Source organism: Haliscomenobacter sp., assembly GCF_041740695.1.
Taxonomy (GTDB): domain Bacteria; phylum Bacteroidota; class Bacteroidia; order Chitinophagales; family Saprospiraceae; genus Haliscomenobacter.
Genome location: NZ_JBGSLK010000051.1, coordinates 30,424 through 44,306 on the forward strand (window position 1 = coordinate 30,424; position 13,883 = coordinate 44,306).

General features: G+C 46.1%; 12 protein-coding genes. 9 read left to right on the forward strand and 3 right to left on the reverse strand.

The genetic code is table 11. The features are described from left to right. Positions 1-46 precede the first annotated feature (46 nt). Positions 47-1,552 (reverse strand): OmpA family protein, encoded by a 1,506-nt coding sequence (locus ACEW9O_RS11085; RefSeq protein WP_373550227.1) that lies wholly within the window; start codon positions 1,550-1,552, stop codon positions 47-49. Between the two features lie 117 nt (positions 1,553-1,669). Further along, positions 1,670-2,569 carry a transcription antitermination factor NusB gene (gene nusB / locus ACEW9O_RS11090; RefSeq protein ID WP_373550228.1) on the reverse strand — a complete coding sequence of 300 codons (900 nt, stop codon included), beginning with the start codon at positions 2,567-2,569 and terminating at the stop codon, positions 1,670-1,672. Positions 2,570-2,697: 128 nt separating this feature from the next. Here nusB and ACEW9O_RS11095 point away from each other — a divergent pair, with 128 nt between their 5' ends. Next, a complete protein-coding gene (locus ACEW9O_RS11095; RefSeq protein WP_373550229.1) occupies positions 2,698-3,543 on the forward strand; it encodes a glycoside hydrolase family 16 protein in 846 nt (281 codons plus the stop codon). 346 nt (positions 3,544-3,889) lie between these two features. On the opposite strand, the gene ACEW9O_RS11100 is transcribed toward ACEW9O_RS11095, so the two are convergent. Then, positions 3,890-4,897, reverse strand: coding sequence for a helix-turn-helix transcriptional regulator (locus ACEW9O_RS11100; RefSeq protein ID WP_373550230.1), 1,008 nt, complete (start codon positions 4,895-4,897; stop codon positions 3,890-3,892). 146 nt (positions 4,898-5,043) lie between these two features. Here ACEW9O_RS11100 and cas6 point away from each other — a divergent pair, with 146 nt between their 5' ends. From cas6 to cas2, 8 genes are all read left to right on the forward strand, one after another. Further along, entirely contained in the window at positions 5,044-5,850 is an 807-nt protein-coding gene (cas6, locus tag ACEW9O_RS11105) for a CRISPR-associated endoribonuclease Cas6 (protein ID WP_373550231.1), read from the forward strand. Positions 5,851-5,881: 31 nt separating this feature from the next. Further along, positions 5,882-7,309: a type I-B CRISPR-associated protein Cas8b1/Cst1 gene (locus tag ACEW9O_RS11110; protein ID WP_373550232.1), complete on the forward strand. Its 1,428-nt coding sequence runs from the start codon at positions 5,882-5,884 to the stop codon at positions 7,307-7,309. 20 nt (positions 7,310-7,329) lie between these two features. Beyond that, a complete protein-coding gene (gene cas7i / locus ACEW9O_RS11115) occupies positions 7,330-8,406 on the forward strand; it encodes a type I-B CRISPR-associated protein Cas7/Cst2/DevR (RefSeq protein WP_373550233.1) in 1,077 nt (358 codons plus the stop codon). Next, entirely contained in the window at positions 8,403-9,104 is a 702-nt protein-coding gene (gene cas5b / locus ACEW9O_RS11120) for a type I-B CRISPR-associated protein Cas5b (RefSeq protein WP_373550234.1), read from the forward strand. The genes cas7i and cas5b overlap by 4 nt, the downstream gene beginning before the upstream one ends. After that, a complete protein-coding gene (gene cas3, locus ACEW9O_RS11125; protein ID WP_373550235.1) occupies positions 9,076-11,340 on the forward strand; it encodes a CRISPR-associated helicase Cas3' in 2,265 nt (754 codons plus the stop codon). The genes cas5b and cas3 overlap by 29 nt, the downstream gene beginning before the upstream one ends. Positions 11,341-11,350: 10 nt before the next feature. Further along, positions 11,351-11,863, forward strand: a complete 513-nt coding sequence (locus ACEW9O_RS11130) for a CRISPR-associated protein Cas4 (RefSeq protein WP_373550236.1) — start codon at positions 11,351-11,353, stop codon at positions 11,861-11,863. 290 nt (positions 11,864-12,153) lie between these two features. Beyond that, the gene (cas1b, locus tag ACEW9O_RS11135) at positions 12,154-13,158 is read left to right on the forward strand and encodes a type I-B CRISPR-associated endonuclease Cas1b (protein ID WP_373550237.1); all 1,005 of its coding nucleotides are present in this window, start codon (positions 12,154-12,156) and stop codon (positions 13,156-13,158) included. 86 nt (positions 13,159-13,244) lie between these two features. Then, the gene (cas2, locus tag ACEW9O_RS11140; protein WP_373550238.1) at positions 13,245-13,508 is read left to right on the forward strand and encodes a CRISPR-associated endonuclease Cas2; all 264 of its coding nucleotides are present in this window, start codon (positions 13,245-13,247) and stop codon (positions 13,506-13,508) included. Positions 13,509-13,883 lie beyond the last annotated feature (375 nt).

Consider the following 13,883-nt stretch of genomic DNA (forward strand, 5'->3'; position numbering starts at 1 on the left):
ATTCGTGGAGCGCCCTAAACTGGCACCCCACGAATCAATTGATTACTTATTTCTGATACAATTCAAACTCAGTTCGGCGGTTCAGTGTCCGTCCCTGTGGCGTAGCATTGTTGCCAACTGGCCGCGTTTCACCAAAACCATCATAAGTCAACCTTGAGGCGCTGATGCCTTTGGACACCAGGTAATCATTACAAGCCTTGGCCCGTGCTTTGGACAATTTGAGGTTCAAATCATCACCACCCGAGCTATCGGTATGGCCACTGATGCGTACACTGTAGTCTGAGTAACGCTTCAAAATGTCCACTACCTGATCCAGAATGGCATTGGAGCCAGCTTTTAACACCGAGCTACCCGATTCAAATTGTACGTTGCGTGCGGCAAAGCTCAGGGTTTCTTTGTCTTTTTGGGTAATTTCTGGACAACCATTGTTGCTGGCAGGGCCAGGCTGATTGGGGCACTTGTCCACGCTATCAATTACGCCATCACCATCCGTATCCGGGCAACCCCGATTGGCAGCAGTACCTTTCACGTCTGGGCAAGCGTCGTTTTTATCGGCAATACCATCCGCATCGCGGTCGGGGCAACCTTTGGTGGAGGCAGGGCCAGCAGCGTTGGGACATTCATCGTTGGCATCTACGATGCCATCACCATCAGCATCCCGAATCGGGCAACCGTTGTTGCTGGCTGGACCAGCTTCGTTAGGGCACTGATCCTTGCTGTTGATGACGCCGTCGTTGTCTGAGTCGGGACAGCCGTTATTTGCGGCCGTACCTGCTTCGGTCGGGCACTCGTCTTTGCTGTTGATGATTCCATCGTTATCCGTGTCGGGACAACCGTTGGTAGATGCAGGGCCCGCTTCTTCCGGGCAGGCATCCTTGGTATTGGCGATACCGTCGTCGTCGTTATCGGGGCAACCCATGGCTTTGGCCGTACCAGGAATGGTGGGGCATTGGTCTTCGGTATCCACGATGCCATCCTTGTCGGTGTCCTTTCCGGCAGGATTGTCTGGGACTCCACCCAGGAAGAATTTCAGACCAGCACCCAATTGGATGTTGTCACGCAGCTCAGTAAACCCAATGCGGTATTCCCCTTTGGTAGAGAGGTAAACTCCGCCACCCAGTTTGAAGTCGAGCCCAATCCCCAGTGGAAGGGCAAAATTCATCCTGCGCAAATCTTCATAATTGGCGCCCAAACCCGCAAAAATATTAGGGCTAATAAAAACATTGGAATTGAAGGGCCGGAGCTGCAGCAAGGCGTCCAGGTTGAATAAACCACCTTCGGTTACACTATTGCCAGTGGCATCGATGGGGTAATTGGCTTTGCCAATCTTAAAAGGGAAAGCCAGGCTGAGGGGGCCACTCAAATGGCGGCCATATTCAAACTCAAAGCCAGCAGAAAAATCATCCCAATTCCACTCATTGGCAATTTGATATTGGTAATTGGGAAACAGGGCACGAACCGCGATGTAATCTTTGGTCAAATCGTGTTGTGCTTGTACAATTGGGAGGCTCAGCACGAATGCGAGCGTGAGGGTAAGTAAAAGCGTTCTCATGTTGCAGTAGATTGGTTTCAAATAGGTTTTGTAACAAATATAACTATATCTCATTAGAAAAACTGACTTTTCCCAATGATATTTGTTATATTCAATTGTAGACGAAACCTAATGCGTTTAGTCACCAATCAAACCACGGCCTTCTTTGGAAATTTTCCCTTCTTCAGCCAATTGTTTGAGCAGGCGATCCAAAATACCGTTGATGAAATCCTTACTCTTATCTGTGCTGTAATTTTTGGCAATTTCAACAAATTCGTTGAGCGTAACCTTGGAAGGAATTGATTTAAAAGTCATTAGCTCGGCCAAAGCCATTTTGAGCAAAATCATGTCAATGACCGCCACTCGCTCTACATCCCAATTGCGCAGGGTGGGTTCGATCACTTTGAGCAATTGTTCGTCTTCGTGATGAACTTTGCGCAAAAGCAATTCACCAAAGTCAACTGTTGCTTCGGCATTGGGCTTGTAAGCTTCGAAGAAATCCTTTTCGGCGGGCAGTGCCTTCAGCGTTTTTTTGATGGAACCAATGATCAAAGACTCATCATCCTCCCACTGCGCGAAGGTATCATCGTTCAGTTCTAAAAACAGCTCATTGGCGCATAAGGTGCGGTACAACAACAAAAGCATTTCTTCGTGATCCTTGTTGGTAGTCGCATCATTGTAAACGTATTGGTTGTATTCTTCTTTTTTGGACAATTCGTTGTAAAACGAGCGAATGTGGTCTTCGTCCAGGAAAGTTTCCGTCTTGTATTGTTTGAATAGGCGATAGAGGCCTTCATTTCTACTCAAAGACTCCATCAAGGGATTGTGAGCCAATTTGGCCTCAAACTTTTTGTCATCTTCGCTTGGTCTTAACTTGGTACGCCGGGAATCGGCATCTTGAATGGAAAACTGGGCAACTCGGATCAGGTACAACAGATTGAAAAGATATAGCTCGAACGATTTGTTCACCTTATCGCGATACCTCAACATGGCTTCATCAAATTTCAGGCTCTTATCTCTCCCTAAGGAATAGAGCATCTGCATGACTTTTATGCGGACGTTCCTACGACTTAACATGTCAATATTTATTTAGCTGCAAATATAGGCTTTCTTGTAGTCATTTAGTTATTTCGTCACGATTTCTAATGGATAAAAAAACGATACACATGCAAAACGCAGTTCGCAACGCCATCACTTCTTGTTTATTTTGGAGTGTATTACTTTGGCTAATAGCCCCTTGTCTTCTTTTTTCCCAAGTGCAAAAAAGCAACTTTGCCAAAAAACCAGCCTGGAAAGATGAGTTCAACAAAGCTGGGAAACCCGACGAAAAAAAATGGAGCTACGACTTGGGCTGCAATTGGTACAACGATGAAGTGCAATGCTATACCGATCGCCCGACCAACGTATGGATAGAAAAAGGCCATTTGACCATTGAAGCCCGCAACGAAAAAATGGAACACCGCGAATTCACCTCCGCCCGTTTGGTCACTAAAGGCAAGGGCGATTTCACCTATGGCCGTTTTGAAGCCCGGGCCAAACTACCCAAAGGTGTGGGCACCTGGCCTGCGATCTGGATGTTGTTCAGCGATGCGCCTTATGGCAGCAAGGGTTGGCCCGACAATGGTGAAATCGACATCATGGAACACGTGGGATTTGATGTAGAACATGTCCATGGAACCATCCACTGCGCTGCTTTCAACCACGTGCAAGGCACCCAGAAAGGCACCAAAAAAGCTGTCCCCGGCCTGGAAGAAGCCTACCACACCTTCCGCTGCGACTGGACGCCCAACAACATCAAAATATTCGTGGACGATCAGGAGTATTTCAGTTTTGACAAACCCGACAATGCAACCTGGAAGGAATGGCCATTTGATCATCCTCATCACTTGATTTTGAATGTAGCGGTTGGTGGTGGTTGGGGCGGCCAAAAAGGGATCGATAAAGCTGCGTTTCCGGCGGAGATGGAGGTGGATTATGTGCGGTATTATCCGTATGTCAGCAAAAAAAGTTGAAAAGTTGAAAAGTTGAAAGGTTGAAGAGTTGTCGCCCGACTCTTAGTTTTGTAAAGTTGTTGCGACAAAAAGTTATACAATTTGCACCATTCAGTGTTTACGACCAGCGGCAGAGCCGCGAAACGTCGATAGCATTTAGGCCAAGCAGTGTATTTAAGGTGCGTAGCACCGAAACAGTGGAAAAGTTCCGGTGCCACGCACCTTAATGTTTGAACGATAACGTGTAGCCAAAGCGGCATTTTTTTACCACAAAGGAAAAAAAATGAGGACTCGGAGGACACAAAGTTAGACGTTGACAGCGCTTTGCTTTGGGTTGTTTTTTTGTGATTGATTGTAAAAGAATTGCTCAGCTTGTTTCACTTCCGTAGCGTTGCGCCGCCTTTTGAAAAAAGCGCGTCATTTCCTCCTTCAAACTTGCTGGGCTGAGCACCAGCAGTTCATCCCCATAAGAAGCGATCTTGCGTTTCAATTCAATTTCAATCATCAAATCCAATTGCACGACCAGTTTTTCTTCGGTTCTTTCCAGGATTTGGTAAGGTTGATAAAAAGGTTGGGATTCAAAATATTTGCCTTGGACCCGATTGAACTGGAGGATAACCGCCTCCACTGGCCCTTTAGCGGGACGATTGATGCCAATCACATGCTGCCAATAGGTTACCGGATTAAAATCTTTGGGTTTCTGGGCAAAATCAATGAATGAACCCGTCAAAAGGGGCTCTCCTTCAATGCGTTCCAGTGGAAAAGTGCGGATAAATTGTTCATTGGGGTCGTGCGACCAGCCACCCACATACCAGCGCTGGTGGTGCTGCCGCAAAAAATAGGGATCAAATAGGTAATTCTTGGGGGCAGTTGCCTGAAAAGAAAAATAATCAAACTGCACCTGGCGCTCTTTTTCGATGGCTTCCATAAAGAATGGCAAATGGCGGCTGCCTTCGTAATGCGGCAAGGGGTCGAAATAAATGGCTTTGTGCTGGGCTTCGTGGTCGACCCAACGTCCCACCGATTTGCGGATTTTATTCACCGTTTGCGGCAGGTCTTTAAAATCGGCAATCTGGTTGAGTTGGGCCAGGGTGCTAACGGCCAAGCGCAAATTGTAGATGTCTTCCACCGTTAACGGAATATTGTCCGAAAAATTAAAAGGCTCAGTGTAGCGCCAACCCCGTTTGCGGCCATCGTAGGCCAAGGGTGCGCCCATTTCTTTCAACTTTTTTACATCCTCACGCCACTGCCGCTCGCTGATGCCCAGTTTTTCCAACATTTCTTCGGTGGTAACGACCGCCGTTTCGCCTTTACGCAGATTAAACAACCTATTGATTTCCAAATACCTGTCAAAAGCTTGACCATTGCGCGACATGCCTTTTGATTTTTTTTTCAAGGTAAAAAGTAAAATGCAGTAATTCTGCACAGTGCTTGACTAATTTTGTCAATATAAAAAGAGGGAGGGTTGTAACCTTTTTCTCACGTATTCGTAAATACATTGTAAACCGAAAACCACTATCCATGAAATTCACACTGACCCTGCAAGCATTAGAAAAGAACGCTGTACTGCCCATCAATTACCAATACCCACTCTCCTCCTGGATTTACCGGGTTTTGGAATACGGTGACCCTGTGCTGGCGCAGCTCCTGCACCAGGAAGGCTACGTAGAAGGCAATCGGCGCTACAAGTTTTATTCCTTCAGCGAATTGCGCACCGTCAAACACCGCATCGAGCGCGATCGCCTGATCCTGTTGCACCCCGAGATTAGCTTTTCGATCCATTTCCTGGCCGAACAGGCCGCGCAAGTGATGGTGATGGGCCTGTTCAAAGAGGCCGGAGCTTTTTTCTTGGGCGACAAGGTATCTGGTGCAAAATTCGTCATCCGCTCCATTCAAATGGACATGCTCCCACCACTGGGTGAAAGCATCGATTTGTTTACGGTTTCCCCGGTGGTGGTGAGTACGGTGATCAACACGCCCGAAGGCAAACTGAGCCGCGAATACCTGCGCCCCTTTGATGAACAGTACCCCGCCCAGATCATCGGCAACCTGGAACGCAAATTTGCTGCCGCTCAAACGGCTGGACTGATTGCAGGCGACTCCAGTGCTGCTCGTTTTGTAATGCTCTCGAACGAGGCCAAAGAGAAAAAAATTGACTTGATGGCGGGCACGCCGCAGTATACTCGGGTAAGGGGGTACAAGTATCGATTCAGGTTGTATGGGTCGCCGGAGTTGTTGAAGTTGGCGTTGCTGGCGGGGGTTGGGGAGAAAAATGCGATGGGGTTTGGGGGTGTGGAGTTGGCTAGACCTATGAGAAATACAAATTAAATCGAATTGATAAATTGCTAAACCTAACCATATGGCAACACTAGATTACAATCTGGAATACCTCACCCAAAGAACAGGTGATCCATTTGCCGATACCGGAGCACATATTTTCCAATTGCTCCAAGAGAAAAGCCCAGACAAAAACATTCTCCAATTGATTGAGGAGGTAACCGATATCTATGTTCGGAATTGGGGCGGAAGTATCAATGCTTTTTTTCTCAACTCCAAAATAACCCAGCCCGCATTCGTAGGCGAACGAAAAAAAGAAGAATCAATGGCCTATTTCCGCAGGTTACTCAGCAACGAGGAGCCTTTTGAACAAGGTTATTGTCGGATTCTAGGACAAGCAACCAGACTTTTCAGTACGGGGCGTGACAATCACATTCTAGCAGGCTCTGGCACTTTTATCAACTTCCATCACGGTTTCCAAGAAGGGCTCAAAGTAGCCAAAGAGGTGATTATTCGGATGTTTTTTGTCCCCTTAGGTGCCCTACAGCTTGGTAAAAACATAGCCGTATTGGGTAGCAACAACGAAAAGGTCGAGCAGCTTTTTGTCCAAGAAATTTTCACCTCGAACATCCGTGAGCTGAGTCAACTACAAGGTAAAGGAGTGCTCAAATCCGAGTTTACCAACCCTGCCAATGCCTTATTTGATTTTGCCAGTAAATGCATAGGTTCGGTGCAAGTAGTGATTGAAGACGATGAGCCTGTAGAAATTCACTTGTACCACTTCACCAATTTTGGTGCTTCTCCAGAAATCAATCTCTATTGTTTTTCGGAGCGACTCTTTGCCTTCTACCGCAAAGTAATGAAAATCAGTTACCGCAATACCTGGCAAAATTTTGTGCGCGATTTTTACCGCAATTCAAAGAATCGCGGCGCAACCTACAACAGCACTACTGAACAATACGAACTGGAAGTAAAAAAAGAAACACAGCACTTTGGTTTCAATGAATACCGCATCTGGTTCAACATCATTTACACTAAACTTCTACAAGGTCAAAACATCTTAAAAGACTTCTTGAAATGGAGTGCAAACAAATACCATCAGCAAGAGGCATTCAATATCTGGCCCATTGTAGAATTGTACCAAACTCAACTTCACAACATGAAAAAAACAACCTTGGCCAAAATCCGCCAAATTGCGGATTACCTCATTGAGGATGAAGACAAAATCAAACGCCGCTTGAATCGATTGCGGTTGGAGGTAGCCAATGTCTCGCAACTCAAGCGCTTTTTGATCCAAACGATTGGCGACCATTATCAGGAAAAAAAGCCTGCGCGCCCACTCATTACTTTGGAGGAATTTGTAGAAGAACTTTTCCCAGAAGGTGCTTATGGTTTGGAAATCAAAGACCTGTTACTAATTGCCCTGTATGAAAAGCTCTGCGACAAAAACATTCCCGTAGATTTAGAAGGCGAAGAGGAGTTAAAAGAGGAAGAACAACAATTCAACTAATCATCAATTATTCATCAACAATGAAAAACTTAAAGACACAAGGCTTTATCCTCATTGATGTAGACGTTGTTGCACTCAACAATGCTGGAAAATCCAATTCAACCGACGCCGAGAACGGTGTAGCGACCAAGCGTATTCGCAAAAACGGCCGCAACTATACTTATGTTTCTGGCCAAGCCTGGCGCTACTGGTGGCGCAATACCCTACAAAAAACTTTCAATTGGGGTCTTTCGCCCATCACCAGAGAAGCTAAGGTAGCGTTTACTGCCGCCAACCCAATCCAATTTGCCGATGATGATGTATTTGGGTACATGAAAGCGGCCAAAGAGGTAGTGGTGGATGAAAAAGGCAAAGAAAAGAAAGAGGATGTTACTGTTACCAGGGCTTCTCCGCTTAAAAACTCGGCTATTGTGTCCGTTACATCGGTACAAGTAGAAGAAAACTGGTCGAGTATGTCCCGCCATGAAGGGGACGCAGTTCCTTATACCAAACAGGAATACAGCGCGATCATGAAAGGGATGTTCTCGCTGGATTTGGAAGCTGTCGGTACTTTTGCCTCCTACAATAAAACAGGTTTCAAAAATTTATCTGCCAAACTCCGTGAAGAAGCACTTGCGCAAGCAGGTTCGAGCGAAATAGCCGATCCACACTTACCTACTGCAAAAGGCGAAGCGCATCAGTTAGTAAGACTGGACAAAGCCATTCGAATTCAGCGCATTGAGGACACTTTGGCTGCGCTAAAATTCTTGAGCGGAGGCGCGATGCAGACCAATAACATGGCCGATGTTACGCCTAAATTCGTCATCCTAGCTACTACCAACTCGGGCAATCACCCCTTTTCACACATTGCTACTTCAAAAGGGATTAGTGATCAAGTTTTCGAGCTGAATGTAGATGGCATAGAAGAAATCATCCGCGATTTCAAAGCGCAAATCCAAGGCAAAGTATTCATTGGTCATCGCAGTGGTTTTTTGGGCAGCGATGATGTCCAAAAGTTGGAAGTGTTGAAAAGCCAATATCCTGATGTGGTAGAGCTTGGTTCCATCAACGAAAGCATAGACAAGTACGTTACTCAGGTCAAAAGTCAGATTCCATGAAAACTTACCGCTTGGACATCAGCTCCTGGACGGCTAGTTTTCGGTACCCCAATCTGATTAGTGGGCTTCAACCCACTCTGGAAGTCCCACCATTGAGCACAGTTTTGGGGCTGATCAATGCAGCAGCGGGCCAATACCTCGAACACGAAGCGTTGGAGATTGGCTATTACTTTGAGTTTGCAGCCAAAGAGGTTGACCTGGAAACCATCTATATGATTGAGGCCGGGAAAAAGGGCCAAGGCAGTAATTCGGCGAAGTCAAATGTGATCCAGCGGGAGTTTTTGTTTGAAACCAGGCTTTCCCTTTATTGCAGCAACCCGGAGATTGTTGATTACTTCCGTGCACCTGTCTATCCATTATTGTTGGGGAGATCAAGTGATTTGGCAAGTGTGGAGCAAATTTCAGAAATTGAATTAGTCGAAATCGAACAAGCCAATAAGGTCAGAGGCCAAATTGTTCCTTTAAAAGGCAACTATTTGCCCGGGGTGATTCAGGCACTGCCGAAGTACTTTACCAATACTTTTCCTCGGCAAAACATTGGTACAGAACCTTTTTCCGTCATTCGATTCAACAACTTTGATTTACCAACTAAAATCCCTGCTTTTCGCGACAACAGTTTACAAAAGGATGGAGTAGACATTTATTTCCACCATTTCAAACTCCAGGATTATGTCATCAGTGATCTTAGCCAAGTCTAGTAATGAGGACAACACCCGGCCGCTAACCCTGGCCGAACACAATGACGATTTGCTAGACATCAAAGCTTATCTGCTGGAGGCATTTCCACAAGTTCAACAGATTGCCGCCTTGCCTGAATTTTGGGAGCTGTTGCATACCACAATCGTCTTCCATGATTTGGGCAAGGCCCATGCTGAATTTCAAAAAGTGTTGTTGCATCATCGGAAGCAGCGATGGGAACGACAGCGGCACGAACTTTTTTCATTGCCTTTTGTGTCTGGTTTACAAATTCCTGCCGAGCACCTGAGCATGATCGAAAAATTGGTAGCTGGGCACCACAAACCTTTCAACAAGTTGTTACAGCACTGTACTGAGTTATATGATGAGGGAGATTTTGCCAATCAATTTAAGTCGGTAGACAGCAATGCCGTGCTGGAGTTGCTCAAACAGTATGGATTTTCAATAGGTTCGTACAAAGTGAATGACCCCAAGCGCATTTTTTTACGATACAAAAAACAAATGCATGAGCGCAATATTCCCCATGCGCATCCACTTCTAATGCTGACGGGTGCCCTAAAACACTGTGATCATCTGGCCTCTGCATTCATCCGCAAAAAAGATTTGCAGATCATTGATCCAAGTCATTTCGATTTTTTAGATCAAAAACTCAGCAGCCCTTATGCGCATCAAACTAATGCCGCACAAATCCTTGGTTCAGCAATACTCACTGCTCCAACTGGGTCGGGCAAAACGGAGACAGCACTACTCTGGACGCGCAAACAAATGCAGGAGCATGGCCGAGGGATGGTGTTTTACATTTTGCCTTTTACCGCCTCAATTAATGCCATGTGGAAGAGGCTTGGCACTCCAGGGCTTGAACTAAGTCCAATGGTTGGTATGTTGCACGGTAACCTTGATGCAGTATTGTACCGCGAACTTTTTGAAGAATTTGGAGGTGATACCCAAAAAATCAAAGCGCAAATTCCCGTCATCAAAAAGCAGTTCCGTGAAATGATGACTCCTTTCAGGGTAGTGACACCCTTTCAGTTAATCAAGCATATTTTTGGTTTAAAGGGGTACGAAAAAGGAATATTTGAATGGACTGGTGCCTACTTTATCTTTGATGAAATTCACGCCTATGATCCGAGTGTTTTGGCCCAAATCATGGTACTTTTGGAATACAGCATCAGCAAATGTGGGGTAAAGGCTTTTGTAATGACCGCTACCCTACCCTCCTTTTTAAAGGCGTTGATTGCCAAAACCATCGGTGAGCTCAGTATTCTTGCCGCTTCTACTGAATTGTACCAAAAATTCAAACGCCATCGAGTTCGGGTTCTTGGTGGCGAAATCACCGATTCGCTGCCTTTGATCAGTGGCGATGTAGCTGCTGGCAAAAAAGTACTTGTGGTGTGCAATACCGTCCAAAGGGCACAGGACATTTACCAAACAGTATCCCAAACTGGGCTAAATTGCCTGCTCTTACACAGTGCTTTCAACGGGGAAGATCGGGCAGCCAAAGAAGCAAAATTAAAAAGTGATCAATTGCCCGATTTGTTGGTGGGCACCCAAGCTATAGAGGTCAGTCTGGATATCGATTACGACGTCATTTATACTGAACTTGCTCCTTTGGATGCTTTATTGCAACGCTTTGGGCGGGTGAATCGAGCTACTAAAAAAGCACCCTGCCCTTGTTTTGTCTTTGAACAGCGCAATGACAAAGACCGCTTCATTTATCCTACCGATGTATGTGAACGAACTTTAGTCACGCTACGCGAAATAGAAGCCGAAAATGATGGCATTGTTGATGAATTAGGCTTGCAACACAAAATAGACTTTGTCTATCCTGGGTTTTCTGAAAAAGAACAGCAGGCATTCAATCAAGTAGCTGACAGTCTGAGGTATTCCATTCAACATGTGCTGGTACCTTTTAATGAAGACAAAAAGAGTGAACAGGATTTTTACGATCAATTTGATGGAGTTAAAGTGCTTCCTATCGAGTTAAAAGCGGACTTCCAGGAAAGGATCAAGCGATTCGATTTTATCCATGCGGACATGCTGAAAGTAGGGATTCGGAAGAATGAATTCCAACGTTGGAGAAAAGATGGAACTTTAGTATCAGAAAGATTTTTTGTGAAAAAAAATACTGGACAGATTGACATCCCGGTTTGGTTGTTGAAAAAACCCTACGATCACGAATTAGGCTTGCTAAAATATCTGGAATTATCGATGCTGGACTTGAATGACAATCAACTCTAAACCTAAATGAATGCTTTTTACAGCTACCATCGTTGCATACTTCCACACTTGCAAGCGGAAAATGTACCTCCACCACCACGGCATCCGCATGGAGCACACCTCCGACGTGGTGTACGAAGGCAAACTCATTGGTGAAAGCACCTACCCCGAACGGGCGGCCAAAAACACCCAATTGGAGCTCGACGGCATCAAAATCGACTACTACGACGCCAAGACCAACACCGTACACGAAACCAAAAAGAGCGACAAAATGGAGCAAGCGCACCTCGCCCAGGTGCGCTATTACCTCTACGTGTTGCACCGCAATGGCATTGAGGGGGCACGGGGCATCATTGAGTACCCCACGCTGCGGCAACGGCAACAGCTGGAATTTGACCCCGAGCAGGACATTCCCCTCATTGAAGGATGGCTGAGCGATATCGAACAGATTTTGGCCCAGGAAGAATGCCCGCCAGTGATCAACAAAAGCATTTGTAAGAATTGCTCTTATTATGATTATTGCTACGTAGGCGACGAGGATTGAAAAAAAGGCTGTTGATTTTTGATCAAAAAAGTTCCTTGTTGAGCTACCCGTATAATCGCGGAGCGATTGAATTTTGAATAGCCCCGGTCGTCCGGGGATTTGGCGAAAATGGATGTGTTTCACAACCGCGGCAGCGGTTGAATACAGTAATCCAATCCGTTCAACCGCTGCCGCGGTTGCTAAACACGCGGCACTATTTTCACCCCGGACGACCGGGGCTATTCAAAATTTAACCGCTCCGCGGTTGGATGCAAGCATAAAACTAAGTGACGATAAATCAAGTACATTCCATGAAAAAACCCTATTACCTCTTCAATCCCGGTCGCCTCTCGCGCAAAGACAACACCCTGAAATTCAGCCCCGTGGACGAGCAGGGCGTCGAAGGCCAGCCCCGGCATTTGCCCGTCGAGTCGGTGGAGGAATTGTACATCTTTGGCGCACTGGACGTCAACTCGGCCTTACTCAACTTTCTGGGGCAGGAAGGCATTTGTGTGCATTTTTTCAACTACTATGAGCACTACACCGGTTCATTCATGCCCCGGGACTACCTGCTGGCGGGCAAGGTGCAAATTGCCCAAACCCGCGCCTACACCGAAGCCAAACGACGTATGCCCATTGCCCGCAGTCTGCTGGAAGGAGCTGCTGCCAATATGTTGCGGGTGCTGCGCTATTACGGCAATCGCGAGCGGGATTTGGGGCTGCAAATTGCGGCCATCGAAGATTTACGGCAAGGCTTGGCGGAGGCCAAAACCAGCAGTGAATTGATGGGGGTGGAAGGCAACATTCGCCAAAACTATTACCAGGCTTTTGACGAAATCCTGCTCGATTTTGACATGGGCGGACGTAGCAAACGGCCTCCCAAAAACGAGGTCAATGCCATGATCTCCTACGGAAACATGCTCTGTTATACCCAGTGCCTCAAACAAATTTACCACACCCAGCTCAATCCCACCATCAGCTTTTTGCACGAACCCGGCTATCGACGCTATTCCCTCGCGCTGGATTTAGCCGAAATCTTCAAACCCGTATTGGTAGACCGACTCATTTTTACCCTACTCAATAAAAAAGTGATTCAAGACAAAGATTTCCGCTGGGAACTCAACAAATGCCTGCTCAAAGAATCAGGTGCCCGAACCTTCGCCAAGCACTGGGACGAACGCATGAATGAAACCATCCAACACCGCAGCCTCAACAAAAAAGTGAGCTACAAACACCTGATCCGCCTCGAATGTTACAAACTCACCAAACACCTACTGGGCGATGGGGAGTACAAACCGTTCAAAATGTGGTGGTGAAGAATGGGTGTGGGTGTGTTATGTGGGTGTGATTGTGTCGGTAGGCCAATTTTAGTGCATTGAATTCAAGTTTTAAATTGAGTTGTATGTATGTAATCGCCGTTTACGATGTCAATGAAAAAAGGGTGGGTAAAATGCTGAAATTGTGCCGCCGTTACTTAAATTGGATCCAGAATTCGGTCTTCGAGGGCGAAATCACCCCGGTGAAATTGCAAGAGCTTGTCGTCGAAGCCCAAAAAATCATGAAAAAAGACGAGGATAGCTTCATCCTTTTTAAAAGCCGCGACGCCCGTTGGCTGGATAAAGAGGTGATTGGACTGGAAAGAATGAGTACCGACAATTTTTTATAGGCTAAAAATCAAAGACTTATGATTTTCTACGGCGGGTCATCACAAAAAGTCGTCGATCTCCCGGTAAAATCCGCTTATTGTACATCGACGATTTTTGATGCTCCAAAACGCTCTTTGACATTTGGATATTTATTTGGTTGTTAAGGAATAATGTATATTTTTGTGACAGCTCGCAATTGGATTAAGTTGGGATTGAAACTTAACTGGATGCCGTCGCCCAAGGCCTTGCGCATTTCTCGCAATTGGATTAAGTTGGGATTGAAACTCGACATCATCGATCGCTACGAGCCTGGAGAATTAACTCGCAATTGGATTAAGTTGGGATTGAAACAACTGCAGAAGAGATTGCCCCATTTCAGCGTTTCTTCTCGCAAT

Excerpts from the sequence above, each read along its gene's own strand:
- ACEW9O_RS11085 (WP_373550227.1), bottom strand. The coding sequence starts at position 1,552 with ATGAGAACGCTTTTACTTACCCTCACGCTCGCATTCGTGCTGAGCCTC.
- nusB (WP_373550228.1), bottom strand. The coding sequence starts at position 2,569 with ATGCTCTATTCCTTAGGGAGAGATAAGAGCCTGAAATTTGATGAAGCC.
- ACEW9O_RS11095 (WP_373550229.1), top strand. The coding sequence starts at position 2,698 with ATGCAAAACGCAGTTCGCAACGCCATCACTTCTTGTTTATTTTGGAGT.
- ACEW9O_RS11100 (WP_373550230.1), bottom strand. The coding sequence starts at position 4,897 with ATGTCGCGCAATGGTCAAGCTTTTGACAGGTATTTGGAAATCAATAGG.
- cas6 (WP_373550231.1), top strand. The coding sequence starts at position 5,044 with ATGAAATTCACACTGACCCTGCAAGCATTAGAAAAGAACGCTGTACTG.
- ACEW9O_RS11110 (WP_373550232.1), top strand. The coding sequence starts at position 5,882 with ATGGCAACACTAGATTACAATCTGGAATACCTCACCCAAAGAACAGGT.
- cas7i (WP_373550233.1), top strand. The coding sequence starts at position 7,330 with ATGAAAAACTTAAAGACACAAGGCTTTATCCTCATTGATGTAGACGTT.
- cas5b (WP_373550234.1), top strand. The coding sequence starts at position 8,403 with ATGAAAACTTACCGCTTGGACATCAGCTCCTGGACGGCTAGTTTTCGG.
- cas3 (WP_373550235.1), top strand. The coding sequence starts at position 9,076 with ATGTCATCAGTGATCTTAGCCAAGTCTAGTAATGAGGACAACACCCGG.
- ACEW9O_RS11130 (WP_373550236.1), top strand. The coding sequence starts at position 11,351 with ATGCTTTTTACAGCTACCATCGTTGCATACTTCCACACTTGCAAGCGG.
- cas1b (WP_373550237.1), top strand. The coding sequence starts at position 12,154 with ATGAAAAAACCCTATTACCTCTTCAATCCCGGTCGCCTCTCGCGCAAA.
- cas2 (WP_373550238.1), top strand. The coding sequence starts at position 13,245 with ATGTATGTAATCGCCGTTTACGATGTCAATGAAAAAAGGGTGGGTAAA.